Below are 19,248 nucleotides of genomic sequence, written 5' to 3' on the forward strand. Positions count from 1 at the left end.
GTTCCCAATTTTCGGGAGCGTTCCCATCATATTTTCAGTTTTCCCAAGCACCGATCTGTTGATAATAAAAAATATCTTCGAGCTGATAACTATTGCCCTAAACTAGTAATGAAAAAAGAGCAGGCTTCGGCGAAACGAGATTTAAAAAAAATCAATTTAACGGCAGATTTAGTTGTTGCAGGCGGCGGACTTTCGGGTGTGTGTGCTGCAATTACAGCTGCCAGACAAGGTATAAAGGTACTTCTGTTACAAGATAGACCCGTTTTGGGTGGCAACTCATCAAGTGAGGTCAGGTTGTGGATCTTAGGTGCAACATCGCACATGGGCAATAACAACCGATGGGCTAGGGAAGGCGGTGTGATTGATGAAATTTTAGTTGAAAATACCTACAAAAATCCGGAGGGAAACCCAATGATTTTGGATATGATCTTATTGGATAAGGTGATTAAGGAAAGGAATATTCAACTGCTTTTAAATACGGCTGTTTTTGAGATTGATAAAACAGCGGATCAAATCAAATCGATTACTGCTTTTTGCAGCCAGAACTCCACTTTGTATCAGCTGGAGGCACCCTTGTTTTGCGATGCCACAGGCGATGGTATTGTCGGTTTTCTCGCTGGTGCTGCATTTCGAATGGGCGCCGAAAGTAAAGATGAGTTTGATGAAGGCATGGCGCCAACTGCAGAATATGGAGAGTTGTTGGGGCACTCTCTTTATTTCTACAGTAAAGATACTGGCCGGCCAGTGAAATTCACACCGCCAAATTTTGCCTTAAGTGATATCAAGGAGATCCCGCGTTTTAAACAATTTAATGCAAATGAGTTTGGTTGTAAGCTATGGTGGGTAGAATATGGAGGCAGATTAGACACCGTTCATGATACTGAAAAAATTAAATGGGAACTTTGGAAAGTTGTTTACGGCATATGGAACCACATTAAAAATTCTGGAGAATTCCCTGAAGCAGAAAATTTGACATTAGAGTGGGTGGGCACCATTCCCGGCAAGCGTGAGAGTAGACGCTTTGAAGGTGATTATATCTTGACACAGAAAGATTTGGTTGAACAACGTCACCACGATGATGCGATTGCTTTCGGTGGCTGGTCGATAGATCTGCACCCGGCGGATGGTGTCTACAGCGAAAGACCGGGTTGTAATCAATGGCATGGAAAAGGAATTTTCGAAATTCCATATCGTACATTATACAGCAGGAATATCAATAACTTATTTATCGCTGGTCGTATTATCAGTGTAAGCCACGTGGCTTTCGGTGCAACTCGTGTAATGGCCACTTGTGCTTATATTGGTCAGGCGATCGGTATGGCTGCGGTATTATGTAAAAACGGCGGACTGCTGCCAAGGGACGTGCTGACCAACGGACACATCCAAGAATTACAGCAAAAATTATCTTTAAACGGGCAATACATTCCGGGCGTATCGATCAACGACGCTTTAGATTTAATTCCACGAAGCGAGATTTCCGTTTCAAGTACGCTAGATTTCAAAGGATTTGACCATGTCGATCTTTGGAAAACTTTAACAACTCCTTCTGCACAGCTTTTTCCTATGGTAAACGGCGAATTACCAGTATTTAACGTTGCCGTAAATGCAATCAAACCAACAACCTTAAAAGCATCTTTAAGAGTTAGTAAAAGACCGGGAGGTTTTACGCCAGATCAGACTTTAGCCACGAAGGAAATTAAAATTCAACCGGGTGAACAAGATATCAACCTTAATTTTGGCTTAAATTTGTCGAAAGCGAGCTATGTCTTTATAGTTTTTGAAGCAAATGAAGCTATCCAACTCGGCTTTACAGAAAAACGGGTTACCGGAATTCTGTCGGTATTCAACTCAATAAACAAAGCAGTTTCCAATTTTGGTAGGCAAATGCCTCCGGCAGATGCAGGTGTTGATGAATTCGAGTTCTGGTGTCCACAACGTAGACCACAGGGGCAAAATTTAGCGATTTCCCTAGCTGTATCTCAACCGGTTTTCGATAAATCAAACCTGACCAGCGGGATTGATAGGCCCGTTCGTCAGCCCAATGCTTGGGTGGCAGATCCTGCTGATGCTTCGCCAAGTTTAAATTTTGAATGGGATGAGGTGAAGACAATTAAACAAATTGACTTATGGTTTGATACAGATTTTGATCACCCTATGGAATCTGTGCTTATGGGACATCCAGAAACGGTCATGCCTTTTTGTGTAAGAAAATATGTAGTTAAGGATCAGTCAGGTAAGATATTATTTGAGAAAACTGATAATTTTCAAAGTCATCAGCGTATTATATTAGATGAAGCAATGGAGACGAGAAAACTTACTATTGAGGTAGAACATCCTTCTGAATTGGTACCAGCAGCTGTATTTGCGGTTCGTTGTTATTCAGAAGTTAAGCTTTAATTATGGTACAATTAGATTTCATAGTGATGGGCATTTTCGCCCTATTGATATTTGCCATCGGCTTAACTTTCACCAGAGTGGGCAGTAAAAATGGTCAGGCTTTTTTTGAAGCTGGCGGCGAAACCCCGTGGTGGATTAATGGGCTATCGCTCTTCATCAGTTATTTCTCTGCAGGAACTTTTGTTGTTTGGGGCTCTATTGCATACAAGTATGGCGTGGTAGCCAATGCTATTCAGCTTACTATGGCCATCAGTGGTTTTATTGTGATGGTATTTATTGCAGCCAAATGGAAGAAAACAGGCATATCGACTGCTGCCGAATTTATCGGTAAGCGCTTTGGTGCCAAAGAAAAACAGTTTTATACTTATATGACTCTGCTATTGAGCTTGTTTACCACTGCCGCCGTGCTTTATCCGGTAGGGAAAATGGTTCATGTGGCAACTGATTTACCGGTTAATACCTGCATTTTCATTATTGGTTTAATTATTGTCCTATATACCGCTGCTGGCGGACTTTGGGCGGTATTAGTTACTGATGTGGTTCAGTTTGTCATTCTTTCTGCTGCAGTAGTGATTGTGATACCAATTGCCTTTGGACAAATAGGTGGTTTTAACAACTTGATTAAGAAAGCGCCGGCACACTTTTTCGAACCTTTCAATAGTGATTATACGTTCGGTTTTATGTTGGCCTTCATTGTATACCAAACCTTTTACATTGGTGGGAATTGGTCATATGTACAACGTTACACTAGCGTTAAGGATGAAAAAAATGCTAAAAAAGTTGCAGGAATATTTACAATACTCTATTTTATTAGTCCGGTAATATGGATGCTTCCACCGATGATTTACAGGGTGATTAATCCTGATTTACAAGGTCTGCAAACGGAAGATGCTTACATGATGCTGATTCAAAAGGTAATGCCTGCAGGTTTGATTGGATTGGTTCTGGCCGGAATGGTCTCTGCAACTTCAAGTAAAGCCAATACCACCATTAATATGGCAGCAACGGTATTCGCACAGGATATTTATAAAAATCTCCTGCGTCCTTCTTCCTCGGAAAAACAGGTAATCTGGATGGCTCGACTATTCACACTTTTATTTGGAGTGCTAACCATTCTTGTGGCCATGTGGATACCCAGTGCTGGTGGAATTGTCGAGGTAGTTTTGAGTACTGCGTCAATAGCCGGCGGTGCACTTTTCGCACCCATCATCTGGACACTCTTTTCAAAAAGACAAACAGGTTTTTCGGTGGTTACGATAACCATCAGTGCATTGGTCATAAATCTATTTTTCAAGGTGATTTCACCTGCATTACTCGATTTTAAGTTAAGCAGAACTATGGAAACAGTTTTGGGAATGGGGATTCCAATTTTTCTTTTGGCGGTCTTTGAACTTTATTACGCAAACAGGGGCTTTATTTCTGAGAAAGCGATGAGTATGATCAAAAACAAAGATGTTAAGGATCAAGTGAAGTCAGCGATTGATGCCTCTGCACATTTTGCAGCCGAAAAGCAAAATATTTTTGGAATCCGTGTCATTGCCATATCTATGGCCGTAGTCGGTTTAGGCATTACGTTTTTAGGCATCATGGCAGATGATTATTCCCTTGTGATTATTGCTGTTGGAATTTTAATTCTGCTTGCTGCACTGGCTATTTATCAGGCAACCGTACAGTCTAAACAAAAGGAGCAAAACGATGAAATTTAAGTTATTTTTTATACTCTCTATTTTCGGCTTTAATGCTATGGCCGAAGTGAAGCTACCAGCTTTGTTTTCTAACGGGATGGTTTTGCAGCAAAAATCAAGTGTCAAAATATGGGGTTTTTCAACTGGATCAAAAAAAATAACCATTACAACTTCCTGGGATCATAAAACCTATCAGGCAAACACCAAATATGATGGAACTTGGGATAGTTATTTAAATACACCCACCGCTGGTGGACCATATTCGATTCAAATTAACCAGGAAAATAAAATTACGCTAAACGACGTGTTGATTGGCGAGGTGTGGATTTGTTCAGGGCAGTCGAATATGGATATGCCAATGAAAGGGTATGGAGGATTACCAATCACTAATTCCTTAGATATTTTGGTAGAATCTGTCAACCCGAAGTTAAGGTTATTTCATGTTGAAAAAGCGTATTCAACAACACCTAAAAATGATGTTAAGGGGCTCTGGAGGCATGCTGATGCCGAAACAGCAGGTGATTTTAGTGCTGTAGGTTACCAGTTTGCCAGTTTATTGCAAAAACATTTGGGCGTACCGATCGGCATTATTCAAAGCACCTGGGGTGGTTCGCCTATTGAAGCATGGACAGATAAAAATGTTTTGCAAAATCTACTCGGCGATCGATTAAATTTCAATCGTGCAATTTCGAAAGCAAATCATCAAACACCAGGAAATTTGTATAATGCAATGATTAAACCACTAGTGGGGTATCATATTGCAGGAGTAATTTGGTATCAGGGAGAACAAAACAGGCACAATCATCAAGATTATCTTGCGCTTCAGATAGCCATGATAAATCTGTGGCGAGAACAGTGGAATATTGGTCAATGGGATTTTTTTGGAGTACAGATTGCACCAATGGCCTATGCTAACGAATCCAGGCTGGCCGTTCCATTGCTCAGGGAAGCCCAATTGCAATTAACAGATAGTCTATCCCATACGGGTATGGCGATTACCATTGATGGTGGCGAAGAATATAATATCCATCCTGCAAACAAAACGCTTGTAGCTAAACGGTTAGCCTACTTAGCGCTTGAAAAAACATATCATAAACAAGGCATTGCATCTGTTGGGCCGAAGTTTGAAAGTTTACAGATTAAAGGTGATACGCTGAACATTAAATTTTCTGGTATTCCTTTGGGAATAACTAGCTATGGAAAACCGATTACGCAATTTGAAGTTGCTGGAAGCGATAAGGTATTTCATCAGGCGAAGGCTAAAATAAAAGATAATAAAGTGATTGTTGTTAGTGAAGCCGTGAAAGAGCCCGTTGCAGTACGTTACGCTTTTAAAAATTGGTGCGTAGGAGAAATTTATAGCGTCGAGGGTTTACCTGCATCACCATTTAGAACTGATAACTGGTAATTAACCTATTCAATATAGAATTCTTTGATTCATAAGCCCAATGGGTTTTCAACGACAGGTAAGTTTATTTCCATCAGCGTTAACCGTTTCCAGCATCATTGTATTTTTTATAAAAGCTAAATTAAACTTTACTTATCCAAATGTCCTGACTGCATACGTTAAAACCACTTTATTTGTACAAAAACAAACCTTTTCTGAACAAATACGTACCATCTGAGCACCATCTGATAGTTACTTTTGCTTCGTAACAGAACTGAATGGCCAGCAGAAATTGTATTAAGCTTTCAGTAAAGGCAGTCAACTAAGTCTAACCAAACCATTATGAGAATTAACTTTTCCCTTTTTAAACGCCAGCGTACACCAATACCTTTTAAAATCGTTTTAATTTTTTATTTACTTCAAACCTCGCTACTTGTAAGTGCTCAGGGAAATACCTTTTATAAAGCAGCAAAACAGGTGCAATACCAAGTAATCCATACTATTTATGATGGCAAAACGGTGTTACGCAATCCTTTAAATGGTTGGGTAATGTATGCCCCTCGTAATGCAGATGAAACTTATTGGGATACTGAATTTTTTGCACCGGAACTTAATAGAAAGGTAAAAGCAATAGATTACGCTTCTGCCTGCTATATCCGTACCAGTTGGTCTTCGTTAAATCCTGAAGATGGTGTTTACGCCTGGAACGACCCGAATTCGAGAATAGCAAAGCTGATTAAGGGTGCCGAAAAAAGAGGATTGCCAATAGCATTTCGAATTGTGGTCGATGGTCGTGACCAAGGACAAAATACGCCCAAGTTTGTATTTGACGCTGGCGCAAAATTCTACCTGGAAAACCCAAGAAATCCAGACAGACAAACGCCTTATCCACAAGATCCAATATTCAGAAAATATTACGCCAAATTTATCGAGGCTTTCGCTAAAGAATTTAATGACCCGCAACGCACTTCTTTTATTGATGCCTATGGCTTAGGCAAATGGGGCGAAGCCCATTATGTCGTTTATCAAGACCCTGAATCTGCAGAGAAAATAGATATCGAAAAAACTAAAGAGGAGGTATTGACTTGGGTGACTGATTTGTATGCAAGAACCTTCACTCAAATCCCTTTGGTAATTAATTATCACCGTTTGGTTGGTCATCCAGAAAGTTGGGCGCCAGCTAATCTGAATAGTGAAAGATTATTAGAAAAAGCAATAGCAAAAGGTTATAGCCTTAGACATGACGCTTTTGGAATGACTGGCTATTACCAAGGTTGGGAGAAAGATTTTGCCAAGAAATGGAATTATAAGCGCCCCATTATTATGGAAGGTGGCTGGATTACCTCTAAAACGCACAGTTATTGGATTGATCCGAGTGGGAAATACAGAAAAGGCCATCCGGAAGATGTGAGAAAAGGGGAGTTTGAGGCATCGAAAGAAGCCCATGTCAATATGATGGATTTTAGGGTGGGTGATACCGAATCCTGGTTTCAGGAATTTTCGCTAGTGCAGGGTTTTAGTGCTCAAGGCGGCTATCGTTTGTATCCAGATGAAATCAAACTTCCTCAGCAATTGCATGCAAAAAGCGCCTTTAACATCCAGCACACCTGGAAAAACATGGGCTGGGGATATTTCCCTAATAACATTCCGCAGTGGAACTACAAATACAAAGTCGCTTTTGCCTTATTGGACGCAGAGAATAAAGTGAAACAAGTTTTTGTAGATCAAAAAACGGAACCTTCCAATTGGCTGCTGGGTAATTCAATAGTTAATGATTTAAAAGTCACAGTAGTACTTCCGGCTGGAAAATACACTTGGGCAGTAGCCATTGTCGATAGAACAGAGAATAACCAACCCGCAATACGATTAGCTATAACAAGTGAAGTTACGCAAGACGGATGGGTGAAGTTGAAAGATTTAGAAGTGCAATAAATGACCTCTTGATGATGAGAATACGATTTCTGCTACTTTCTTTCATGACTTCTTGCTTTTCTGTACAGGCACAACAGGGCACCTATTGCAAATTTAAAAAAGACACCCTGGTAGTTGGCAATAAGTGGATAGAAAGAAAATTTCTGTGGAATGACGGCAACGTGATTACCTATAGTTTAACCGATAAAGCAACTAACCAAATTTGGTTGAACAGGTTAAAAACGCCTGATTTTCAGCTGACCAAAGATGCAGCTTCAAATGGAACTTACTCATCGAAGGAAGTTAAAGAAAACACCATCCATCCCAATTATTTGGCTGTAGAAGTAAACGTTTCTTTAGGTACTTTAACTGTTAAAAAGGTATATCGAGTTTATGAAGACAGTCCTGTAATTGCTTGTGATATTTATTTAAAAGGTAGCATCGATTTAGCTTTAGATACTAAAGCCGTAAATGCAGCTGATAGAAAAAACATCGAGTTTGTAGAAGATATGAAGTCTCAGCAAATGACCGCCATTTTAGATCAAATCAAGCTAGATGGCTTTCATTGGCAAACTAAAATTGTGGAGTTTTTCGATGTTACTGATTGGAATAATAACCTTATTCAAGAGAGAAATATTATTCCTTACCGCAAAACCAATTACAGAGGTAATTTGCTGTTAGCGCATAACAATGAAAATAATAAAGGTTTTTTCTTTTTGAAGGAAGCCCCAACATCTAGCGTACAGCTAGCTTATCAGGGCCATGATTTTACCACTGATTTCGGCCATTTTACCATAAGCGGATTGGGATTAACAGCTAAAGATATCAAAACTGAGGAATGGACCAAGGCTTATAGCAGCGTAATTGGTATGTATAGCGGAGGAGAATTACAGCAGCTTACTGCATTACGTAACTACCAAAAAAACTTCCGCAGGTTATTGCCACAACGCGATGAAATGGTGATGATGAATACTTGGGGAGATCGTAGTCAAGACGCTAAAGTAAATGAGAAATTTAGTTTGTTGGAAGTTGAAAAAGCAGCAGAGTTAGGTATTTCTCATTTTCAGATCGATGATGGTTGGCAGGTAGGAAAAAGCCCCAATTCTGCCTTGGCTAAAGGTTCTTTCAAAAATATTTGGGATAACCCAGATTATTGGAAACCAGATCCAGCGAAATATCCTAACGGCCTGCATCCAATAGTAAAAAGAGGTAAAGAATTAGGCGTGGAGATATGCCTTTGGTTTAATCCAAGTGTGCAAAATGATTATGCCGATTGGGAAAAAGACGTGAATGCTTTGGTGAGTTTGTACAAGGAGTACGGTATCCGCACTTTCAAAATCGATGGTTTAGCCATTCCAACTAAACAATCAGAGATTAATCTACGTAAGCTTTTCGATGGTGTATTGGAAGAAACTAATAACGAAGTGGTCTTTAATTTAGATGCTACTGCTGGTAGAAGGGCAGGTTATTACACCTTCAATGAATATGGAAATGTATTCTTGGAAAACCGTTACACCGATTGGCAGAACTATTATCCGTATTGGACTTTGAGAAACCTATGGCAACTATCTAAATATGTACCTGCCGAGAAATTGCAAATCGAATTCTTGAATAAATGGAGAAATGCAGATAAATATGGTAAAGACATTTTTGCCCCTAACAATCACTCTTTCGAGTATTTATTTGCGACTACGATGGCTGGCCAACCTTTGGCATGGTTTGAAGGTACAGGTTTGCCTGAAGAAGCACTAAAAATCAAAGATTTAATCAAGTCTTATCGAAAAATACAACACGATTTCCATTTAGGCACCATTTTGCCAATAGGAGATGAACCTTCTGGCAGGTCTTGGACTGGTTTTCAATCGCTGAACGGAAACAAAGGTTACTTCATTTTTTATAGAGAAAATACAGCGGAAGCAACTGGCGCAGTGAAAACGTGGCTGCCTTCTGGAACGAAATTGAAATGTACGCCAGTATTAGGTAACGGAAAAAACATCAATACCACCATCGCTAAAAACGGCACCATCGAAGTTACACTCCCAAAAATAAACGACTTCGTGATGTATCGGTACGAAATCACCAAATGAGACCATATATGAGAATTATACTTACTACATTTTTATTAGCCCTTACCATCAGCTCTTGGGGACAAAAAAAACATCAATTGAAATCCCCAGATGGAAAATTGGCAGTTGCTATTTCTTTGAACGAAAAGATTAGCTATGCGATCACCCATCAGGGAGATACCATTTTAAAACCTTCTGTCTTAAACATGAGCCTAGATAACGGCACTGTTTGGGGCAAAAACTCTCAATTGAAAAATGCAAAAGCGAATACCCATCATCAACAGATTAACGCTCTGTTTTATAAAAGAAACCAAATTGATGATCATTATAATGAGCTGGTTTTAAGCTTTAAAGAAAACTTCAGTCTCATTTTTAGAGCTTACAACGAAGGTATAGCTTACCGCTTTGTATCCACCAGCGATAAAGCTATTGTGGTTAAAAATGAAGAGGCTACATTCAACTTTTCGAAAGATTTTAACGCCTATGTTTCTTATGTAAAAGGAAAATTTAAGGATATCGAAAGCCAATATTTTAACTCATTTGAAAACGAATACACCTACACCCCATTAAGTAAAATCAGCGCTGCTAAGTTGGCGTTATCTCCTTTGATAGTGAGTTTAGACAATGGAAAAAAGGTTTGTTTAGCAGAGGCTGACTTGGAAAGTTATCCAGGGATGTACCTCGCCAACACTAACGGTTCTACTTCGTTGCAATCTAGCTTTGCAGCCTATCCAACAGCAACGCAACAAGGTGGGCATAATGAGTTACAGCAATTAGTTACTGCTCGTCAGCCTTATTTGGCTAAAAGTAAACCCAAAGCTAAGTTCCCTTGGCGCATTGTGATTGTATCTACCAACGATAAACAATTGGCAGATAATGATATGGTCTATAAATTGGCTGCTCCATCGAGAATAGCAGATGCTTCTTGGGTTAAACCGGGAAAAGTAGCTTGGGAATGGTGGAACCATTGGGGCATTTCAAATGTAGATTTTGAAGCTGGTGTAAATACAGAAACCTATCAAGCTTATATTGATTTTGCTTCTAAAAACGGCATTGAGTACGTAATTCTAGATGAAGGTTGGGCGGTGAACAAAAAAGCTGACCTGTTCCAGGTAGTGCCAGAAATAGATTTGAAGAAATTGATTGCTCATGCAAAGGCTAAAAACGTAGGCATCATTCTATGGGCTGGTTACTATGCTTTTGACAGAGATTTGGAGCGTGTATGCAAGCATTATTCAGAAATGGGTGTAAAGGGCTTTAAGGTTGATTTCATGGATCGCGACGACCAGCAAATGGTAGATTTCCATTATCGTGCGGCAGAAATAGCCGCCAAGTACAAATTGATGCTAGATTTTCACGGAACGTATAAGCCAACGGGTATCAATAGAACTTATCCTAATGTGATCAATTTCGAAGCTGTACATGGTTTAGAGCAGATGAAATGGACTGGTCCAGAGTTAGATCAGGTAACTTATGATGTGACGATGCCATTTATTCGGATGATAGCTGGCCCAATTGATTATACGCAAGGTGCCATGCGCAATGCCACCAAAAGAACGCATCGTGGTATTAACGACGAACCAATGAGCCAGGGCACGCGTTGTCGACAGTTGGCACAGTACGTCATTTTCGAATCGCCATTGAATATGCTTTGCGATAGCCCTACCAATTATGAAAAAGAGAAAGAATGTACCGATTTTATTTCGGCTGTTCCAACGGTTTGGGATCAAACAATTGCGCTTGAAGGAGAGATCGGTAAATACATCGCTATTGCCCGTAAAAAAGCAGAAACATGGTATGTAGGGTCAATGACCAATTGGGATGCTCGAAAACTAGAACTCGATTTATCTTTCTTGGGTGAAGGAAATTACGTTGCAGAGCTTTACAGAGATGGTGCCAATGCCAATCGTATTGCCTCCGACTATAAAAAAGAAACAATTACTATTCCTGCTAACCGTAAAATGAGCCTTTCTATGGCTAAAGGCGGTGGTTTAGCCATGAAAATTTATAAGAAATAACACATATTTATGATGAAGCCGAGAACCTTTTATTTAGCGTTATCCCTGTTTTTAAGTTTGATTTTTTCAAATTCCATCGCACAACAAACCATGACCAACGTTTATGGAAGAAATGTGCAATCGTTAAACGGAAAATGGGATGCCATTATTGATTTGTACGATCAAGGTAGAAAGAACAAGATCTATCTCAATAAAAAACCAGAAACGAAAATTGATTTCTACGAATATTCTTTTGATCACGGTTATCGTTTAAATGTTCCTTCAGACTGGAACAGCCAAATGCCCGAACTTAAATATTATGAGGGTACGATTTGGTACGCTCGTCGTTTTGATGCAGCAAAGCAGCATACCGGAAAAACATTTTTATATTTTGGAGCGGTAAGTTACCGTTGTAGAATTTACCTAAATGGAAAAGAAATCGGTCAGCATGAAGGAGGTTTTACACCATTTCAAATTGATGTGACCGATGCACTAAAGGAAAGGGATAACTTTTTAGCGGTTGAGGTAAATAATACGCGTACAGTGGATGCTATTCCGGCGATGGCTTTTGATTGGTGGAATTATGGCGGCATTACACGTGATGTTTTTTTGGTGAGTACTCCCAAAGTATTTATCGAAGATTATTTCATCCAGTTGGATAAAACCAAGGCTGATAAAATTAACGCCAGCATCAAACTATCTGAAAAAATTAGCCAATCGGTAACCGTCGAAATTCCTGAATTGCAGTTAAAGCAAACGCTTAAAACAGATGTAAATGGAGAAGTAAAAACTTCCTTTGCTTCAAAGAAAATAAAGCGTTGGTCACCTAGCTCGCCAACTTTGTATAAAGTAAAAGTATCAAGCGAAAACGATCAAGTTGAAGAGCAAATTGGTTTCCGTAATGTTTGGGTAAAAGGAGAGGATATCTATTTGAATGATAAGCCTATCTTCTTAAAGTCAATCTCGTTTCATGAAGAAATACCACAACGTAAAGGCCGAGCTTTTTCAGAAGCAGATGCGGTAATGCTATTGTCTGAAGCCAAAGCTTTAGGCTGTAACATGATCCGTTTGGCACACTATCCGCAGAACGAATACATTGTTAGGTTAGCTGAAAAAATGGGCTTCTTATTATGGGAAGAAATTCCGATTTGGCAAGGTATTGATTTCAAAAACGAAGCGACCAAAGCAAAGGCGGGTAAAATGATGCGTGAAATGATTATGCGTGATAAAAATCGCGTTGCATTAACATTTTGGGGAGTGGCGAATGAAACACAACCATCGGAACCTCGTAATGCGTTCATCAAATCTCTAATTGAAATCACAAAATCTATAGACACTACCAGATTAATTACAGCAGCATTTGATTTAGTTCGTTTCAACAAAGACAGACAGGTTTTTGTCATGGATGATCCTTTTATCAAAGAATTGGATGTCGTAGCAATAAATAAATACATGGGTTGGTATCACCCTTGGCCAGTTACGCCAGATAAATCGATTTGGGATGTAGCTAAAGGTCAGCCTTTAATTGTTTCGGAATTTGGTGGCGAAGCACTTTATGGTAAAACGGGCGATGCCGATGTGGTAAGCTCATGGAGTGAAGACTACCAAGCAACTTTGTACAGAGAAAATTTAGAGATGTTCAAACATATCCCTAACCTAAGAGGAACTTCGCCTTGGGTACTTTTCGATTTTCGTTCGCCATTCCGTTTCCATCCAACCAACCAAGAAGATTGGAACCGAAAAGGCTTGGTTTCTGATCAAGGTTACAGAAAGAAAGCTTGGTATTTAATGAAGGAATATTACGATGGCAAGTAGACAGTTAATGGTGAAATTTCCTCGCCCAGCCTACGCTCTTGCCGGCGCACTTCCTCCAAAAGGGGGACAAACATAGTTGTCTAGTTGACGATGGCTAGTCATCATGCATTTCCCCCTTTGGGGGGATAGAGGGATGAATTCTCCTCAAAGAAAACTTTAAATATACAATTAACACACACACAAATGAACCTATATAAAAACCTAAAACACCTACTTTTAATGCTGTTTTTAATGCAGTCTTATGCATTAAAAGCGCAGACCGTATCACTAGATTTATCGGGTAAATGGAAATTCCAAACAGATGTAATGGATTTCCGCAGGGGATCCCTATCGCCACGGTATAATCACGTTTTACAAGAAGAAATTCAGCTTCCTGGTATTACTGATGACAAGCAGATTGGATACAAAGTTCCGTACCAATACATTGATCGTTTAACGAGAAAATACGAATACATGGGGCCAGCTTGGTATCAACGTGATATTGAAATTCCGGCAGCTTGGAAAGGCAAGAAAATTTTCATGTATTTTGAACGTACGCATTGGTTAAGTTCTATTTATGTAGATACCAAAGAAGTAAGTAGTATCGATTACATCAGTGTACCACATAATCATGATTTAACCAGCTTCGTTAAGCCTGGTAAAACACATCGTATCACCGTTTGCATCGATAACAGGTTTCAGTATAAAACCCATAAATGGAACCACGCACATACCGAGTTTACCCAAATCAATTGGAACGGTATTTTGGGGGAAATGAAACTGATGGCGGTAGATCCAGTTTATGTAGAAGATCTTCAAGTATACCCGAACATTGCAAATAAATCTATAAAAGTGCGTTTGCAAGTGAATAACGAAACCAAGAAACAATTCAAAGGAAACGCGTCCTTTACCATTGCCGGAACCAATTATACCTTGAAAAATGAAGTTACGGTTGTTAGCAACGATTCGGTAACTTTTGTTGAAGCTAACATCCCTTTGGGTAAAAATGCCAAATTGTGGGATGAATTTAATCCAAATGTTTATCAAATCACGGCTCAGTTAAACACCTCTGATGGTAAAACCAACTACCAACATGAAAAAGCAACCACTTTTGGATTAAGAGAAGTAAAGCAAGGCAAAAATCATGTCGTGATCAATAATCGCCCAGTTCATTTGCGTGGTAACGTAGAAAATGCCGTATTCCCTAAAACGGGTTATGCTCCAGTTGATGATGCTTCTTGGGAGCGTATCATGCTGTTAATGAAAGACTATGGCATGAACCACTTACGCTTCCATTCTTGGTGTCCACCAAAAGCAGCTTTCCGTATGGCTGATAAGCACGGAATTTACTTTGAGGTAGAAATGCCAATGTGGGGTAAAGATGCTGAGCCAGATGAGGACAGATACAATTTCTTCCGTAGGGAAATGAGAGCCATTTTGAAAGAATATGGCAACCATCCTTCATTTGTGTTGTATTGCAACGGTAATGAAATCACTGGAAATTTCGATTTTATTGAAGAACTAACAGCTGACGCCATCAAGTTAGATCCTCGTCATTTATTTAGTGGTTCTACAGCTCGTACGCGTGTAAAATCAGATCAGTATTATGTTTCGCAGCAAACCAACAAAGGACCGGTAAAAGTTTATGAAGGGCTACCAAATACAGATTGGGACAGGAGCATGGAATCTGACGTAGATGTACCCGTAATTTCTCACGAATCGGGACAACGTTGTGTGTATCCTAATTTCGAAGAAATCAAAAAATATGCAAACAGCCCTGTAGAAGCACGAAATTTTGGGGTGTTTAGAGATATGCTACAGAAGAATGGTATGCTAGATCAGGCCAACGACTTCTTCCGTGCATCTGGAGCTTTGACGGTTTTAGAGTACAAAGCGGTAATCGAAGCCTTATTACGTTCTTCTAAATCTGCTGGTTTCCAGTTATTGTCCATCAATGATTTCCCTGGACAAGGTTATGCACCTGTGGGTGTTTTAGATCCATTTTGGGACTCAAAAGGTTTGGTAACGCCAGAAAAGTTTAGGGAATTTTGCGCACCTACCGTAGCCTTATTACGTTACGAAAAAAGCAGCTATTTCAATAACGAAACCTTTACTGGGAAAGCCGAAGTCTACAATTTCAGCAACGCAGCTATCAAAAATGCGAAGTTGAAATGGTGGTTAACCGATGCAAATGGCAAAGTGTTGCAGAAAGGAAATCTAAAAAGCCAAAACATTGCTAATGATAATGTATCGCCAGCTGGCGAATTCTCAATTGCTTTGAAAAATATAGCGGTTTCGCAAAAGTTAACGGTGCACTTTTCAGTTAACGACAAGATTAAAAACAGTTGGGATATTTGGGTATATCCGGCCCACGAAAATTTAATGAAATCTAACAGCGATGTGTTGTATACTCATGTTTATGACGATGCCGCTAAAAAGCAATTGGCCCAAGGTAAATCGGTAGTGCTTTATCCTGCTCCAGAGAATGTAAAAGGACGTAAATCGATGTTTCATAACCACTTTTGGAACCCAATCATGTTTGCTTGGGCACCTATGACGATCGGGAACTTGGTACACAACGAACAACCAGTATTTAAAGATTTTACTACTTCTTACCATACAGATTGGCAATGGTGGGACATTTTGAATAATGCCAAAGTGATCGAAATGCAAAATACCCCAGAAAAACTTCGCCCATTTATTCAAGTGATAGATAGCTATGATCATAACCAAAAACTAGGGATTGGTTTTGAAGCTAAGGTGAATGGCGGAAAGCTATTGGTGTTGGCTGTGGATACGAAAACTGATTTAGATAAACGCCCAGCTACACAACAGTTATTGTATAGTATAGATAATTATGTAAAGAGTGATAAATTTTCGCCACAGGTACAAGTGGAGGAGACTTTTATCCAATCGTTTCTAACGAAATAAGAAAGGTAATGTGATGGTGAGAAAAATTGTATTAGGATTACTGACGCTTGCAGGACAAACTTTATCTGCGCAGGAAATTGTCTTCAATCAAAAAGCTGCTTTAGAACAGGTTTATAAAAAGCCGGTTGAAGCTGATGGGCTATTGTCTATGAATGATTTGAATGTGGAATTTGGCTATGTACTTTATCAATCTGAAATTACTACCCAATCTGACAGCGAGGAGTTGGAACTAGAAAATGTTCGAGATTACGCTGCGGTTTACGTAGATGGGAAGTTGCAGGGAAGAGTAACCGATAAACATAAAAAAATCACCATTAAGACTAATCCAGGCAAATATTTGCTACAGATTTATGTAGAGAATATCGGAAGAATTACCTACGGACCAGAGATTACGGATAATGCTAAAGGCTTGTTTGGCGAAATTACTTTAGATGGAAATGACTTGGAGCAATGGAAAATGATACCGCTCAATGTTAAAAAATATCCTATCAAAGATTTAGTTTTCGAAGATCGTAAGGATACAGAGAGCCCAGGTTTTTACAAAGGCGAATTTGAGTTGAATACCTCAAGAAGCAACTATCTAGACATTACTGGTTGGGGAATGGGAGAAGTATGGGTAAACCAAAAATACGTGGGCTCTTACTGGGAAGAAGAAAAACAAAGATCCATCTTAATCCCATCAGCCGACTTGGTACAAGGAAAAAATGAAATTGTTGTTTTCGAACTCAAGAACAACCAACAAAAAACAATGAAATTATCGCAAACACCAGTTTTTAAATAGAAATGATGAAGAAAGCTATTTTAGTGTTAGCTGTTTTAACTAGTACTTTATTTTCGAGTTACAAACAAGAAAAACCTTTGTACAAAGATGCAAAGCAACCAATAGAAAAACGCATAGACGATTTATTGGCTCGCATGAATTTACAAGAAAAGGTAATGCAATTGAACCAATATACACTGGGACGCAATGATAACGCCAATAACATGGCAGATCCAGTAAACGGTATTCCAGCAGAAATTGGTTCTTTGATTTACTTTGGTAGCAATGCCGATTTGCGCAACAAAATACAGAAAAAAGCGATGGAACAAAGCCGCTTGGGTATTCCAATCATCTTCGGTTATGATGTGATCCATGGTTTCCGTACCATTTATCCAATTTCTTTAGGGCAAGCTTGTTCTTGGAACCCAGCATTGGTAGAAAAAGCCTGTGGTGTGGCGGCGCAGGAGGCAAGAATGTCGGGGATAGATTGGACTTTCTCGCCAATGATTGATGTGGCCAGAGATGGTCGTTGGGGAAGAGTAGCAGAAGGTTACGGCGAAGATACCTACACCAACGCCATTTTTACCGTGGCTTCGGTTAAAGGATATCAAGGTAAAGATTTGTCTAGCGATAAAAACGTTGCTGCTTGTTTAAAACATTACATCGGCTATGGTGCATCAGAAGCTGGACGCGATTATGTGTACTCGGAAATTTCTAATCAAACCCTTTGGGATACTTATATGGCTCCTTATGAAGCGGGCGTAAAGGCAGGAGCCGTAACTTTGATGAGTTCGTTCAACGATATCAGTGGTACACCGGGTTCTGCCAACCATTACACATTAACAGAAGTATTGAAAAAACGTTGGAAACACGATGGTTTCGTGGTTTCAGATTGGGGATCTATAGAACAACTCCGTCCGCAAGGTGTAGCTGCTAACAAGAAAGAAGCGGCTTTGAAAGCATTTACGGCTGGTGTAGAAATGGATATGATGAATAGGGCTTATGACAATCACCTTGCTGAACTGGTAAAAGAAGGTAAGGTGTCTGAAGGCTTGTTGAATGATGCTGTAAGAAGAGTACTTAGGGTGAAATTCAGATTGGGATTATTTGATCGCCCTTACACACCAACCACTACAGAAAAACAACGTTTTTACCGTCCAGAGAGCTTGAAAATTGCGGAACAATTGGCAGAAGAGTCTATCGTTTTGCTTAAAAATAAGGATAAGGCATTACCTCTAAATAACGTCTCTAAAATTGCAGTGATCGGCCCAATGGCAAAAAGCCAATGGAATTTATTAGGTTCTTGGGCAGCCCAAGGTAAGTCTGACGATATCATTAGCATTAGCGACGCTTTGCAAGCAGAATATAAAGGCAAAGCTGAAGTGAATTATGTTGCAGGTAGTGATTTCGATGGAAAGGATAAAAAAGGTTTTGAAGAAGCAAAAACATTGGCTGCGAAATCTGATGTAATAGTACTTTGCTTGGGTGAAAAGAAGGACTGGAGCGGTGAGAATGCTTCTCGCTCAACCATTGCCTTGCCGCAGATACAAGAAGAATTGGCTATCGAGTTGAAGAAATTAGGTAAACCTATCATCTTAGTATTATCTAGCGGTCGTCCTTTGGAATTGAACAGATTGGAGCCTATCAGTGATGCTATTTTAACCATGTGGCAGCCAGGAACACCAGGCGGTAGACCATTATCGGGTGTGTTGTCTGGTCGTGTAAATCCATCTGGTAAATTGGCCATGACTTTCCCGTTCTCCACAGGTCAAATCCCTATTTATTACAATTACAGACAAAGTGCTCGCCCTCATCAAGGCAAGTATCAAGATATCCAGAGTACGCCGTTATATGAGTTTGCCCACGGTTTAAGCTACACTACCTTCGAGTATGGCGACTTAAAAGTTTCTTCAACGAAACTAAAACGTGGCGAAAAATTAACGGTAGAAATTCCGGTGAAAAACGTGGGAGATAGAGAAGGTGTGGAGACCGTACATTGGTTTATTCAAGATCCAGTTTCTACAATTTCTAGGCCTATTAAAGAACTTAAATATTTTGAGAAGCAACTGCTGAAAAAAGGGGAAACCAAAACGTATAAATTTGAAGTAGACTTAGAACGTGATTTGAGCTTTGTTGATGGAGATGGTAAGCGCTTTTTAGAGGCCGGAGATTACAATATCATTGTTAAGAATAAGAAAATTAAAATAGAAATCGTAGATTAACGCTCTACAATGTAGATTTTTTAAATTTCATATAAAAACACTGGTGCCATGTTGAGCTTGTCGAAACATTCTCGTTATAAGAAGTCTTTGACAAGCTC

The 19,248-nt window shown here is 39.5% G+C and carries 10 protein-coding genes; all 10 read left to right on the top strand.

What is annotated here, in order from left to right:
• Positions 1–108 precede the first annotated feature (108 nt).
• The 10 genes from EA772_RS15640 (at position 109) to EA772_RS15685 (ending at position 19,150) form a co-directional block, all read left to right on the top strand.
• A complete protein-coding gene (locus EA772_RS15640) occupies positions 109–2,397 on the top strand; it encodes an FAD-dependent oxidoreductase (protein ID WP_124914026.1) in 2,289 nt (762 codons plus the stop codon).
• Between the two features lie 2 nt (positions 2,398–2,399).
• The gene (locus EA772_RS15645) at positions 2,400–4,103 is read left to right on the top strand and encodes a sodium:solute symporter family protein (RefSeq protein WP_246833954.1); all 1,704 of its coding nucleotides are present in this window, start codon (positions 2,400–2,402) and stop codon (positions 4,101–4,103) included.
• Complete coding sequence (locus EA772_RS15650) at positions 4,093–5,490, top strand: sialate O-acetylesterase (RefSeq protein ID WP_124914027.1); 1,398 nt, start codon at positions 4,093–4,095, stop codon at positions 5,488–5,490. The genes EA772_RS15645 and EA772_RS15650 overlap by 11 nt, the downstream gene beginning before the upstream one ends.
• A 321-nt stretch (positions 5,491–5,811) precedes the next feature.
• Positions 5,812–7,401 (top strand): DUF4832 domain-containing protein, encoded by a 1,590-nt coding sequence (locus EA772_RS15655; protein ID WP_124914028.1) that lies wholly within the window; start codon positions 5,812–5,814, stop codon positions 7,399–7,401.
• Positions 7,402–7,412: 11 nt separating this feature from the next.
• Positions 7,413–9,467, top strand: coding sequence for an alpha-galactosidase (locus EA772_RS15660; RefSeq protein ID WP_246833955.1), 2,055 nt, complete (start codon positions 7,413–7,415; stop codon positions 9,465–9,467).
• 8 nt (positions 9,468–9,475) lie between these two features.
• A complete protein-coding gene (locus EA772_RS15665) occupies positions 9,476–11,464 on the top strand; it encodes a glycoside hydrolase family 97 protein (RefSeq protein ID WP_124914029.1) in 1,989 nt (662 codons plus the stop codon).
• A gap of 9 nt (positions 11,465–11,473) precedes the next feature.
• Complete coding sequence (locus EA772_RS15670; RefSeq protein WP_124914030.1) at positions 11,474–13,258, top strand: glycoside hydrolase family 2 protein; 1,785 nt, start codon at positions 11,474–11,476, stop codon at positions 13,256–13,258.
• A gap of 183 nt (positions 13,259–13,441) precedes the next feature.
• Positions 13,442–16,168: a sugar-binding domain-containing protein gene (locus EA772_RS15675; RefSeq protein WP_124914031.1), complete on the top strand. Its 2,727-nt coding sequence runs from the start codon at positions 13,442–13,444 to the stop codon at positions 16,166–16,168.
• Positions 16,169–16,181: 13 nt separating this feature from the next.
• Entirely contained in the window at positions 16,182–16,949 is a 768-nt protein-coding gene (locus EA772_RS15680) for a hypothetical protein (RefSeq protein ID WP_124914032.1), read from the top strand.
• Between the two features lie 2 nt (positions 16,950–16,951).
• A complete protein-coding gene (locus EA772_RS15685; protein ID WP_246833956.1) occupies positions 16,952–19,150 on the top strand; it encodes a glycoside hydrolase family 3 N-terminal domain-containing protein in 2,199 nt (732 codons plus the stop codon).
• The last annotated feature ends 98 nt before the right edge of the window (positions 19,151–19,248 follow it).

It is taken from the genome of Pedobacter sp. G11 (genome assembly GCF_003860265.1).
Taxonomy (GTDB): Bacteria; Bacteroidota; Bacteroidia; order Sphingobacteriales; family Sphingobacteriaceae; genus Pedobacter; species Pedobacter agri.

Bases quoted from the DNA above. Each gene is read 5' to 3' on its own strand.
- EA772_RS15665 (WP_124914029.1), top strand. From the start codon at position 9,476: ATGAGAATTATACTTACTACATTTTTATTAGCCCTTACCATCAGCTCT.
- EA772_RS15650 (WP_124914027.1), top strand. From the start codon at position 4,093: ATGAAATTTAAGTTATTTTTTATACTCTCTATTTTCGGCTTTAATGCT.
- EA772_RS15670 (WP_124914030.1), top strand. From the start codon at position 11,474: ATGATGAAGCCGAGAACCTTTTATTTAGCGTTATCCCTGTTTTTAAGT.
- EA772_RS15680 (WP_124914032.1), top strand. From the start codon at position 16,182: ATGGTGAGAAAAATTGTATTAGGATTACTGACGCTTGCAGGACAAACT.
- EA772_RS15675 (WP_124914031.1), top strand. From the start codon at position 13,442: ATGAACCTATATAAAAACCTAAAACACCTACTTTTAATGCTGTTTTTA.
- EA772_RS15640 (WP_124914026.1), top strand. From the start codon at position 109: ATGAAAAAAGAGCAGGCTTCGGCGAAACGAGATTTAAAAAAAATCAAT.
- EA772_RS15645 (WP_246833954.1), top strand. From the start codon at position 2,400: ATGGTACAATTAGATTTCATAGTGATGGGCATTTTCGCCCTATTGATA.
- EA772_RS15655 (WP_124914028.1), top strand. From the start codon at position 5,812: ATGAGAATTAACTTTTCCCTTTTTAAACGCCAGCGTACACCAATACCT.
- EA772_RS15685 (WP_246833956.1), top strand. From the start codon at position 16,952: ATGATGAAGAAAGCTATTTTAGTGTTAGCTGTTTTAACTAGTACTTTA.
- EA772_RS15660 (WP_246833955.1), top strand. From the start codon at position 7,413: ATGATGAGAATACGATTTCTGCTACTTTCTTTCATGACTTCTTGCTTT.